Below are 10,613 nucleotides of genomic sequence, written 5' to 3'. Positions count from 1 at the left end.
CGCCGTTGGCCGTCGGGCTGACCTTGAAGCTGTCGCCCGCCTGCACGGTTGTTCCGGTCTTGACCGCCAGGGTGAACCCATCGATAACCGGCGGCGGCGTGGCACTCAGGTCATAAGTGCCCATGGCCTTGCCGTCGGAACGCAGCACCGTGACCTTATTGAGGTTGGTCCCGTCGTTGAAGCTGACCTTGTAATCGAAGTTGGTCAGCTGGCTGCTGTCCTTGATCGTCACGCCCAGCGCGCCGTCGCCCAGGTTGCCTTGGGCTGCCTGGCTGCGCAGGGCAACGGAGGCCGCGTTATTGATGTCGGTGAACATCGAGGCACCGAACTCGCCATTGAGGTCCAGGCCCTGGCCCAACTGACTGTTGAGGGCATCGGCAGTGACAAGCGCGATACGCCCCAGGTCATTGATGGCGGGCATCAGCGCATCGCTGCGATAACGCAGCAGGCCACCGATGCTGCCGCCACTGATCACATTGCCCAGGTCCAGGGTCGTACCGCCCGGCGCGTTGAGCTGGATCGTGTACTGGCTGGTGTCACTGTTGCTCGGCACGGCGGAAATGCTGCTGGACTGATCGCCCAGCACCAGGGACTGGCCGCTGCCGGTGCTGACGCTGAACACGCCGTTCTTTTCCGTGGCGGTCACGCCGATCAACTCATTGAGCGAGCGCACGGCCTCGGCCCGGGAATCGAGCAGGTTGGCCGGGGTGGTGTTGGACGAACCCTGGACCTGGGCGATCTGCTTGTTGAGGGACGCAATCGACGACGTCAGTTGGTTGACCTGATCGCTCATCGAGGTCAACTGGCTGTTGATGGTCTCTTTCTGCTGGCTCAACTGGCTGGAGATCGCATTGAACCGGTTGGTCAGCGTCTGCGCGTTGGTGAGCAGGATCTGGCGGGCCGACGTATCGTTCGGGCTGGCCGAGGCGGTCTGCACCGCGGCAAAGAACGAGCTGAGCACGGCGGACATGCCGGTGGTCTTGTCCGACAGCGTCTTGTCGACCGCACTGACCTGGTCCAGGTACGCCTTGGCGTCGCTGTTGAGCGAGGTGCTGTTCTGGTAGGCGGTGTCCAGGTATTCGTTATAGACCCGGCGCACGTCCGCCAGGGTGGTGCCGCTGCCGATGAACACGCCGCCGTACTGGTTGTTCGCGTTCGCACTCTGGGTGGTCTGCTGACGCGAATAGCCCGCGGTATTGGCGTTGGCGATGTTGTTACTCAAGACCGACAACGATCCTTGAGCGGCGTTTAGCCCCGACATCCCGATATTGAGCAAACTCATGGTTCAGACCTTATAAATGAGTGGTCGCGCCCGCGGCAGCGTAATCCTGATAACTGTTCATCGTTTTTGCGATCTGCGAAATCTTGCTGGCGTAAGCCGGATCGGTGGCGTAACCGGCTTTTTGCAACTCGCGCACAAACTGTTCCGGGTTGTCGGCCGACTTCACAACTTCTTTATAGCGATCATTGCTTTGCAGCAAGGTCACGAGGTCGTGGAAGCTGTCCTGATAGGAGTCGTAGGAGCGGAACTGCGCCGTTTCCTTGACCATCGCGCCATCGCGAAACTCGCTGGTGATCGCACGTGCCTGGCCGCCCTGCCAACTCTGGCCGGCCTTGATGCCGAACAGGTTGTGGCTGCTGCTGCCATCTTCGGCGCGCATCACCGACTTACCCCAACCGGTTTCGAGGGCGGCCTGGGCCACCAGGTACTTCGGATCGACACCAATACGCGCTGCCGCGGCCTTGGCCATCGGCAACATGGTGGCGACAAATTCGTCCTGCGAACTGAACGCCTTCTTCGCCGGCGCCAATGGCGGCTGGGCCACGGCGCGGCTGTAGATCTGCATACGGTCGTTGGGCACGGCAAAACTGCGGGCGGTGCTGTTGACGACGTTGTCATCGGAGGCACTGTTACGCAGCGGCGCGGCCTTGGCCTCGGTCGCCACTTGGGTGCTCGGCACGATACCGGCGAGCAGGCGATCGGCCAGCTTGCTTGGCAAGGCAATGCGGCGTTGGTTCATCAGCTCCATGTCGTTGCTGTGGGTAGCGGCGGCACCGGCCTGGGGCTCGGCCACACGGTAGGCCCACAACGGACGCTGGCCATTGGAGCGACCCAGCGGCCCCACCGCCTGGGTGCCGGCGGCAATTTCCGTCGGCACGTCGACTTTCTTGACCGGTTCTGCGGCTGCCGGGCCTTGCAAGGTGGCGGCCTGGGCATCCACCGGTTTGTTCTTCTGCATCTGGCGCATCAGCACGTCGGCCAGGCCGATACCACCGCCCTCGCGGGACATCGACACCGCCAGTTGCTGGTCGTACATTTCCTGGTACTGCTTGGCCGCCGGGGTGTTCATCGGGTTGTCTTTGCCCAGGGCCTCGGTGGCCGAGCGCATCGACTTGAGCATCTCGCTCAAGAACAGCGACTCGAACTCCTGCGCCACTTTGCGCATGTTGCCTTCGCTGTTCTTGTCGTCGCCGACCTTGAGCTGGTTAAGCCGGTTCAGGTCGGAGTAAGACCCCGAATCCGCCGTGCTGCTGATCCCGCTCTTGCGCATATCCATGGCCATGGCCTCAGATCACAATCAGGTCGGCTTGCAAGGCGCCGGCCTGTTTCAAAGCTTCAAGGATTGCCATCAAGTCGCCAGGCGCCGCGCCCACCTGGTTCACCGCGCGGACAATCTCATCCAGCGTGGTGCCGGGGCCGAACTTGAACATCGGCTTGGCTTCCTGCTGGGCATTCACCCGCGAGCGTGGCACGACCGCCGTCTGGCCATTGGACAACGGCCCAGGCTGGCTGACGATCGGGTCTTCGGTGATGGTCACGGTCAGGCTGCCGTGGGTCACCGCGGCCGGCGATACCTTGACGTTCTGGCCGATCACGATGGTGCCGGTGCGCGAGTTGATGATGACTTTGGCCACTGCCTGGCCTGGGTCGACTTCAAGGTTTTCCAGGATCGACAGGTAATCCACGCGCTGGCTTGGGTCCAGCGGCGCGGTCACGCGGATCGAACCGCCGTCGATGGCCTGGGCCACGCCAGGGCCGAGCATGTCGTTGATCTTGTCGACCACGCGCTTGGCGGTGGTGAAGTCGGAACGGTTGAGGTTCAGGGTCAGGCTGTTGCCCTGGTTGAAACCGCTGGGCACGGTACGTTCCACCGTGGCGCCGCCAGGAATCCGACCGGCCGACGGCACGTTGACGGTGATCTTCGAACCGTCGCGACCTTCGGCGTCAAACCCGCCCACCACCAGGTTGCCCTGGGCGATGGCGTAGACGTTGCCGTCGATACCTTTGAGCGGCGTCATCAGCAAGGTGCCGCCGCGCAGGCTCTTGGAGTTACCGATGGAAGCCACGGTGATGTCCACCACCTGACCCGGCTTGGAGAACGCCGGCAAGTCGGCACTGATGGAGACGGCGGCAACGTTCTTGAGCTGCACGTTGCCCGAGCCCGCCGGCACCTTGATGCCGAACTGCGAGAGCATGTTGTTGAAGGTCTGCAAGGTGAACGGGGTCTGGGTGGTCTGGTCACCCGTACCGTTGAGCCCCACCACCAGGCCGTAGCCGATCAACTGGTTGGAACGCACGCCGGAGATGCTCGCGATGTCTTTCAGGCGCTCGGCCTGGACGACAGCGCTCAACGAAAGCAGGAGTGCGGCCGCCATCAGCTGTTTGAGTTTCAAAGTGGCCACCTAGAAAGGGAACAGCGGGCTAAGGAAGAAACGGTCGAGCCAGCCCGGCTGGCTGGCATCAGCAAAAGCGCCGGTACCGGAATACGTAATGCGTGCATCGGCAATCCGCGTGGAAGGCACGGTGTTATCGGTGGAGATATCATCGGCGCGGACCATGCCGGCAATGCGCACCAATTCGTCACCGGTGTTGAGAGTCATCCACTTCTCGCCGCGCACGGCAATGATGCCATTGGGCAATACGTCAGCGACCGTCACAGTGATCGAACCGGTCAGGCTGTTGCCCTGCCCTGCCGCGCTCTTGCCGTCGGTGGCGCGGGAGCCGCTGTAGCCGGCGTTCAGGGTCAGGTCACCATCGCTCAACGGGTTATTGACGTTGGGCACGGCGCCAAACAGCGAGCTCAAACCAAGGCTGGCGGTGCTGTTCTTGCCCACCTGAGAGTTGGCGTTCTTGCTGGCCTGGGTACGCTCGTTCAAGGTAATGGTGATGATGTCACCGACCCGGAAGGCCTTGCGGTCGCTGTACAGGTTCTGTTCAAAACCGGCCTGGTAGATCGAGCCGTTATTGGCCGCCGCCGGCAACGGCGTGCGCGGCAACACCGGCGCGTAGTACGGGTCATTGGGTTTGGGCGTCGGGGCGACACAGCCCGCGAGCACGGCAATCCCACTCAATGCCAAAACGGAAACATAGCGATTCATGACCCATACCTCACGGTGTAGCAGGCGCCCTCAAGAGCGCCCCATAGACTTGATTACAGATTCTGCGTTACGAACGAGAGCATCTGGTCGGCGGTGGAAATCACCTTGGAGTTCATCTCGTAGGCGCGCTGAGTGGTGATCATGTTGACCATCTCTTCTACGGTGCTCACGTTGGAGGTTTCCAGGGTGCTTTGCAGCGTGGTGCCGAAACCGTTCAGGCCAGGGGTGCCGATTTGCGGCGCGCCGCTGGAGGCGGTTTCCAGGAACAGGTTGTTACCCATGGCCTGCAGGCCGGCCGGGTTGATGAAGTCGGCGGTTTGCAGGTTGCCGATCACTTGCGATGCCGGGTTGCCGGCCACGGTGATGGACACGGTGCCGTCGTTACCGACGGTGAAAGTCTTGGCATCGGCTGGCACGATCACGGCCGGTTCCAGGGCGAAACCGTTGGCGGTGACGATCTGGCCATTGGAATCCAGGTGGAAAGTACCGTCGCGGGTGTAGGACGTAGTCCCATCCGGTTGCAGGATCTGGAAGAAACCACGGCCGTTGATGGCCATGTCCAGCGGCTGGCCGGTCTGTTGCAGGTTACCGGCGCTGAAGTTCTTCTGGGTGCCGACGATTGCCACACCGGTACCCAATTGCAGACCCGACGGCAGTTCGCTGTCCTGGGTCGACTGGGCGCCCGGCTGCTTCTTGATCTGATAGAGCAAGTCCTGGAACTCGGCGCGGTCACGCTTGAAGCCCGTGGTCGATACGTTCGCCAGGTTGTTGGAAATGGTCGTCAGGTTGGTGTCCTGGGCGGACAGACCTGTTTTGGCAACCCATAGAGCCGGAAGCATGGTGTTCTCCTTCGTGCGCCTGTTTGTTGGCGCGTTTAGCAAATTAGTGAGTGAGCGCTGATCAGCTCATCTGCATGACGCGAGTCATGGCCTGGTCGTCTTCTTTGGCGCTGTTCATCATCTTGATGTGCAGCTCGAACTGCTTGGAAAGCGCCAGCACTGCCGTCATTTCTTCCACGGCATTGACGTTGCTTGCTTGCAGGAAACCCGAGGTCAGCTTGACGCTTGCATCGGCTACGGCAGGCTGGCCATCCTTGGTGTGGATGGTGCCGTCGAGGCCTTTATTCATGTTCTTGAGGTCGGGCTGGACCAGCTTGATCCGGTCCACTTCCGCCATCACCCGTGGGCCTTCGCCCATGGCGCGGATGCTGATGGTACCGTCGGAGCCGACTTCGATCTTCTGCTGGGGCGGCACCGCAATCGGGCCACCGTTGCCCATGATCGGCATGCCGTTGCCGGCACGCAGCACGCCCAACGCATCAACGTTCATGCTGGCGCTGCGCACGTAGGCTTCGCTGCCATCCGGGGTCTGCACCGCCATCCAGCCGTCGCCGCTGACGGCCACGTCCAGGTCACGGCCGGTCTCGATCATCGCGCCAGGGGTGAAGTCAGTGGCTGGACGCTCGGTCAAGGCAAACGCCCGCGCCGGAAAGCTGTCGCCGAACACCGGCATCGAACGCGCCTGCTCCAGGTCACGTTGAAAACCGTTGGTGGAAATGTTCGCCAAGTTGTTGGCATGGGCCTTCTGCGCCAGTGCATTCTGGCTGGCGCCGGTCATTGCCACATAAAGGTACTTGTCCACACTCTTTCCTCTTTCTGACGCAGGCTTGCCGCCCACCGCTGTACTGATGAGGCTTAAGCAATTTGCGAACCAACTTTGTGAAAGTGGCTAAAGTGCAGGCAGGGCAAGGGTTTGCGCGGACACGCAAGTATTTCAAGGTTGTACCAGAGTCGAAAAAACGGCGGACTACTGCCGCTTCCGGCAACTACCGGTCAGGAAGACGACGAAGATCAACTGTGGGAGGGGCTTGCCCCCTCCCACAGTGTCAGTTGATTATTTTTCGGCCTTGAGGATGTCGTGATCGCGCAGTTTGTTGGCGATGGTGGTGTGCGACACCCCCAAGCGCTTCCCCAACTGGCGGCTGCTCGGATGCTCGGCATACAAACTTTCCAGCACCGCCTTCTCAAAGCGCCCGACAATCGCCTCCAGCCCACCCTCCAGGGAAAAATCGCCAAGCGGCTGACGCACGCCATAATCCGGCAAGCGGATATGTTCGGCCTTGACTGTCCCGCCCTCACACAGCGACACCGCCTGGAACAGCACGTTTTCCAACTGCCGCACATTGCCCGGCCAGTGGTAGTGGCTGAGTCGCTCCATCGCCGCCGGCGCGAGCTTGGGCAGCGGGCAACCGATCTGGCGGCTGGCCTGATCGAGAAAGTGTTCAACCAAAGGCCCCAGCCCATCCAGGCATTCGCGCAGCGGCGGGATGTGCAGCGACAGCACGTTAAGGCGGTGATAGAGATCCTGGCGGAATTCGCCACGGGCGCAGAGTTCGGACAAATCCACCTGGGTCGCGCAGATCACTCGCACATCCAGATACACCTCTTCATCACTGCCCACCCGACGAAAGCAACCGTCCTGCAGAAAGCGCAGCAATTTCACCTGCAGGCGCGCACTCATTTCCCCCACGCCATCGAGAAACAACGTACCGCCCGCCGTCAGCTCCAGCAGCCCCAGCTTGCCTTCGGCCCGCGCGCCTTCGAACGCGCCAGGGCCGTAGCCGAACAACTCCGTCTCAGCCATCGACTCCGGCAGACCGGCACAATTGAGCGCCATCAGCGGCGATTGCCCACGGGGGCTGGCCAGGTGACAGGCGCGAGCCAGCAGTTCCTTGCCGGTGCCGGTTTCGCCTTCTATTAATAGCGGCGCATCCAACGGCGCCATGCGCCGGGCTTCACGCACTACCGCCGCCATGACTTTGGAGCTTTGGAAGATGCTGTCAAAGCCGCGCAATTCCTGCTTGCGCACGTTGTAGATGCGCTCGCCCACGCGGTCGGCGCGGTGCAAGGTCAGCACGGCGCCGGCCATGGCTTCGCTGTCATCGTGCTCGGAGGATTGCAGTGGCGCAATGTCCGCCAGGAACACGTCACCCTTGACCTTGACCCGCAGTCCATTGATCCGCGACTTGCTCGCACGCACCAGTTCCGGCAAGTCAAAGTCCTCGGCATAGCGCGACAGTGGAATGCCCGGCACCTCGTCCACCCGCACCCCGAGCAACTGCGCCGCCGCACGGTTGGCAGCGACAATGGAGCCGCCCATGTCGATGGACAGCACTGGAAATTCCAAGGCGCCGAGCAAGGCATTCAGCTCCATGTGCCTACGCTCACTGGGCATCAGCCCTACCCTTTTCACGCCAAACACCCCGGCAATCGCCTCGAACTGCGGGCGCAGCGCCTGGAACTGCATGTTCACCAGGTTCGGGCAAAACAGGTAAATGGCATTGCCATGCTCGCCGCCGACTTCGCCCTTGGCGACGTTGACGCCGTACTCCACCAGCAAGTTGAGGATGTCCCGCAGGATGCCGATGCGGTTTTGGCAGTGCACTTTGATACGCATGAAAAGGCCCGAACAATGGGTAGGCGCCGCGTCTTTTTGCCGCTGGGCGCAGATAGTCGTCAAGATTATGTGACAGTTTGTGTGCCTTTCCCAGCCCAATGCCGCGACGAACCGCACATCCGTAACGATTACTTTACGAAAATCCGTAGTATCTCCTGCAAATCCACTTCACCGGCGGATGGAATCTCGCCTGGCTCGGGTTATCAATAGGTTCATCGCAGGACATAACAAGAACGAATGCCTAGCAGGAGAGCCGTATGAAACAGACGCACTACGTGGCCCGCGAGCCCGATGCGCAAGGTTTTATCCATTACCCGCCGGAAGAACACGCGGTGTGGAATACCCTGATCACGCGCCAGTTGAAGGTGATCGAAGGCCGCGCCTGCCAGGAATACCTGGACGGCATCGACAAGCTCGGCCTGCCCCTGGATCGCATTCCACAATTGGGCGAAATCAATAAAGTCCTGGCCGAGACCACCGGCTGGCAAGTCGCCCGCGTCCCTGCGCTGATTCCTTTCCAGACCTTCTTCGAACTGCTCGCCAGCAAGCAGTTTCCAGTGGCGACGTTTATTCGTACCCGCGAGGAACTGGATTACCTGCAAGAGCCGGATATTTTCCACGAGATTTTTGGCCATTGCCCGCTGCTGACCAACCCCTGGTTCGCCGAATTCACCCACACCTACGGCAAGCTCGGCCTGGCGGCCACCAAGGAGCAACGGGTGTACCTGGCGCGCCTGTACTGGATGACCATCGAGTTTGGCCTGGTGGACACGCCCGCAGGTCGACGCATCTACGGTGGCGGAATTTTGTCGTCGCCCAAGGAAAGCGTGTACTGCCTGTCGGACGAGCCCGAGCATCAAGCCTTCGACCCGCTGGAAGCGATGCGCACCCCGTATCGCATCGACATCCTGCAACCGCTCTACTTCGTACTGCCCGAACTCAAGCGCCTGTTCGACGTGGCGCAGGAAGACATCATGGGCATGGTCGAGCGCGGCATGCAGCTTGGCTTGCACGCCCCCAAATTTGCGCCCAAACCAAAGGCCGCTTGAACGGCGTCTTTTAAGGCCAGGTGAGTCTGTTCCCTGGCCCCGCGTTGCTTTAGGGTAACGCCCACTGATCTTCACTCATTCGAATTCAGGACACCCCACATGACCACCTTGAACCAAGCCCACTGCGAAGCCTGCCGCGCCGATGCCCCGCAAGTCAGCGATGAAGAGTTGCCGGTGCTGATCAAGCAGATCCCCGACTGGAACATCGAAGTGCGCGACGGCGTAATGCAGCTGGAAAAGGTTTTCCTGTTCAAGAACTTCAAGTTCGCCCTGGCGTTTACCAATGCCATGGGTGAAATCTCTGAGGCTGAAGGCCATCACCCAGGCCTGCTCACCGAATGGGGCAAGGTCACCGTGACCTGGTGGAGCCACTCCATCAAGGGCCTGCACCGCAACGACTTCATCATGGCTGCGCGCACCGACGCAGTGGCCAAGGACGCCGAGGGCCGCAAGTAATGCACTTCGATGCCATTGGCCGCGTGCCCGGCGACCCGATCCTCGGGCTGATGGACCTGTATGCCCAGGACACCAACCCAAACAAGTTCGACCTCGGCGTAGGCGTCTATAAGGACGACCAGGGCCTGACGCCGATTCTGCACTCGGTGAAGCTCGCCGAGCAGCGTCTGGTCGATACCCAAACCACCAAGACCTACATCGGCGGCCATGGCGATGCCCGCTTCGGCGCGCTGATCAGCGAACTGGTGCTGGGTGCCGACTCCCCCCTGATCCGCGACCGCCGTGCCGGCGCCACCCAGACCCCGGGCGGCACCGGCGCGCTGCGCCTGAGCGCCGACTTCATCGCCCACAGCCTGCCCGGCCGTGGCGTGTGGCTGAGCAACCCGACCTGGCCGATTCACGAAAGCATCTTCGCCAAGGCCGGTCTGAAGGTCAGTCACTATCCGTATGTAGGCGCCGACAATCGCCTGGATGTGGCGGCGATGCTGGCAACCTTGGCCACCGTGCCTGAAGGCGACGTGGTGCTGCTGCACGCCTGCTGCCACAACCCCACCGGTTTCGACCTGTCCCAGGACGACTGGCGCCAGGTGCTGCACATCGTCCGCGAGCGCCAACTGCTGCCGCTGATCGACTTCGCCTACCAGGGTTTTGGCGACGGCCTGGAGCAGGATGCCTGGGCGGTACGCGTGTTTGCGGCCGAGCTGCCGGAAGTGCTGGTCACCAGTTCCTGCTCGAAGAACTTCGGCCTGTACAGCGACCGCGTCGGCGCATTGATCGTGTGCGCGGCGGATGCCGAGAAGCTCACGGATGTGCGCAGCCAACTGGCGAATATCGCACGTAACTTGTGGTCGACGCCGCCGGATCATGGTGCTGCGGTGGTCGCGACCATCCTCGGTGAGGCCGAGCTGAAAAAGCTTTGGAGTGAGGAAGTCGAAGCCATGCGTGCGCGGATCGCTCAACTGCGATCCGGACTGGTGGAGGCGCTGGCCCCCCATGGCCTGGCCGAACGGTTTGCGCACATTGGCGCGCAGCGCGGGATGTTTTCCTATACCGGCTTGAGTGCCGAACAGGTCAAGCAACTGCGCGAGAAGCACAGTGTGTATATGGTCAGTTCAGGGCGGGCGAATGTGGCCGGTGCGGATGCGACGCGGTTGACGCTGCTGGCCAAGGCTATCGCCGACGTCTCCAACTGACAAAACCGGGATTAAGTGTGGGAGGGGCGGTGCCACGATTGACTTGCCCCCGATGGCGATGGGTCTGAGTACATATCGT

At 61.6% G+C, this 10,613-nt stretch carries 10 protein-coding genes; 3 read left to right on the top strand and 7 right to left on the bottom strand.

The features are described 5' to 3' along the window. From flgK to IQK56_RS21820, 7 genes are all read right to left on the bottom strand, one after another. On the bottom strand, window positions 1-1,282 hold a 1,282-nt coding region (flgK, locus tag IQK56_RS21850), incomplete at its 3' end, for a flagellar hook-associated protein FlgK (protein WP_193901828.1). Between the two features lie 10 nt (window positions 1,283-1,292). Next, window positions 1,293-2,564 carry a flagellar assembly peptidoglycan hydrolase FlgJ gene (gene flgJ / locus IQK56_RS21845; protein WP_193863655.1) on the bottom strand — a complete coding sequence of 424 codons (1,272 nt, stop codon included), beginning with the start codon at window positions 2,562-2,564 and terminating at the stop codon, window positions 1,293-1,295. Between the two features lie 4 nt (window positions 2,565-2,568). After that, window positions 2,569-3,657 carry a flagellar basal body P-ring protein FlgI gene (locus IQK56_RS21840; RefSeq protein ID WP_122308313.1) on the bottom strand — a complete coding sequence of 363 codons (1,089 nt, stop codon included), beginning with the start codon at window positions 3,655-3,657 and terminating at the stop codon, window positions 2,569-2,571. 27 nt (window positions 3,658-3,684) lie between these two features. Next, window positions 3,685-4,380: a flagellar basal body L-ring protein FlgH gene (gene flgH, locus IQK56_RS21835; RefSeq protein WP_065924947.1), complete on the bottom strand. Its 696-nt coding sequence runs from the start codon at window positions 4,378-4,380 to the stop codon at window positions 3,685-3,687. 53 nt (window positions 4,381-4,433) lie between these two features. Then, the gene (gene flgG / locus IQK56_RS21830) at window positions 4,434-5,219 is read right to left on the bottom strand and encodes a flagellar basal-body rod protein FlgG (RefSeq protein ID WP_076952969.1); all 786 of its coding nucleotides are present in this window, start codon (window positions 5,217-5,219) and stop codon (window positions 4,434-4,436) included. A 61-nt stretch (window positions 5,220-5,280) separates the two neighbouring features. Then, the gene (locus IQK56_RS21825) at window positions 5,281-6,021 is read right to left on the bottom strand and encodes a flagellar basal body rod protein FlgF (RefSeq protein WP_122308285.1); all 741 of its coding nucleotides are present in this window, start codon (window positions 6,019-6,021) and stop codon (window positions 5,281-5,283) included. A 252-nt stretch (window positions 6,022-6,273) separates the two neighbouring features. Continuing rightward, the gene (locus IQK56_RS21820; RefSeq protein WP_122308284.1) at window positions 6,274-7,836 is read right to left on the bottom strand and encodes a sigma-54-dependent transcriptional regulator; all 1,563 of its coding nucleotides are present in this window, start codon (window positions 7,834-7,836) and stop codon (window positions 6,274-6,276) included. A 257-nt stretch (window positions 7,837-8,093) separates the two neighbouring features. Here IQK56_RS21820 and phhA point away from each other — a divergent pair, with 257 nt between their 5' ends. The 3 genes from phhA (at window position 8,094) to IQK56_RS21805 (ending at window position 10,534) form a co-directional block, all read left to right on the top strand. Continuing rightward, complete coding sequence (gene phhA, locus IQK56_RS21815; protein WP_150675841.1) at window positions 8,094-8,885, top strand: phenylalanine 4-monooxygenase; 792 nt, start codon at window positions 8,094-8,096, stop codon at window positions 8,883-8,885. Window positions 8,886-8,984: 99 nt separating this feature from the next. Then, window positions 8,985-9,341 carry a 4a-hydroxytetrahydrobiopterin dehydratase gene (locus IQK56_RS21810; RefSeq protein WP_122308282.1) on the top strand — a complete coding sequence of 119 codons (357 nt, stop codon included), beginning with the start codon at window positions 8,985-8,987 and terminating at the stop codon, window positions 9,339-9,341. After that, window positions 9,341-10,534 (top strand): amino acid aminotransferase, encoded by a 1,194-nt coding sequence (locus IQK56_RS21805; RefSeq protein ID WP_193864243.1) that lies wholly within the window; start codon window positions 9,341-9,343, stop codon window positions 10,532-10,534. Before IQK56_RS21810 ends, IQK56_RS21805 begins: the two co-directional genes overlap by 1 nt. The last annotated feature ends 79 nt before the right edge of the window (window positions 10,535-10,613 follow it).

Source organism: Pseudomonas cyclaminis (assembly GCF_015163715.1).
In the GTDB taxonomy this organism is placed as follows: Bacteria; Pseudomonadota; Gammaproteobacteria; order Pseudomonadales; family Pseudomonadaceae; genus Aquipseudomonas; species Aquipseudomonas cyclaminis.
The sequence above is the reverse complement of the archived record's forward strand: the minus strand, read 5'-3'. Positions and strand labels throughout refer to the sequence as shown.

Excerpts from the sequence above, each read along its gene's own strand:
- flgJ (WP_193863655.1), bottom strand. The coding sequence starts at position 2,564 with ATGGCCATGGATATGCGCAAGAGCGGGATCAGCAGCACGGCGGATTCG.
- IQK56_RS21840 (WP_122308313.1), bottom strand. The coding sequence starts at position 3,657 with ATGGCGGCCGCACTCCTGCTTTCGTTGAGCGCTGTCGTCCAGGCCGAG.
- flgH (WP_065924947.1), bottom strand. The coding sequence starts at position 4,380 with ATGAATCGCTATGTTTCCGTTTTGGCATTGAGTGGGATTGCCGTGCTC.
- flgG (WP_076952969.1), bottom strand. The coding sequence starts at position 5,219 with ATGCTTCCGGCTCTATGGGTTGCCAAAACAGGTCTGTCCGCCCAGGAC.
- IQK56_RS21820 (WP_122308284.1), bottom strand. The coding sequence starts at position 7,836 with ATGCGTATCAAAGTGCACTGCCAAAACCGCATCGGCATCCTGCGGGAC.
- phhA (WP_150675841.1), top strand. The coding sequence starts at position 8,094 with ATGAAACAGACGCACTACGTGGCCCGCGAGCCCGATGCGCAAGGTTTT.
- IQK56_RS21810 (WP_122308282.1), top strand. The coding sequence starts at position 8,985 with ATGACCACCTTGAACCAAGCCCACTGCGAAGCCTGCCGCGCCGATGCC.
- IQK56_RS21805 (WP_193864243.1), top strand. The coding sequence starts at position 9,341 with ATGCACTTCGATGCCATTGGCCGCGTGCCCGGCGACCCGATCCTCGGG.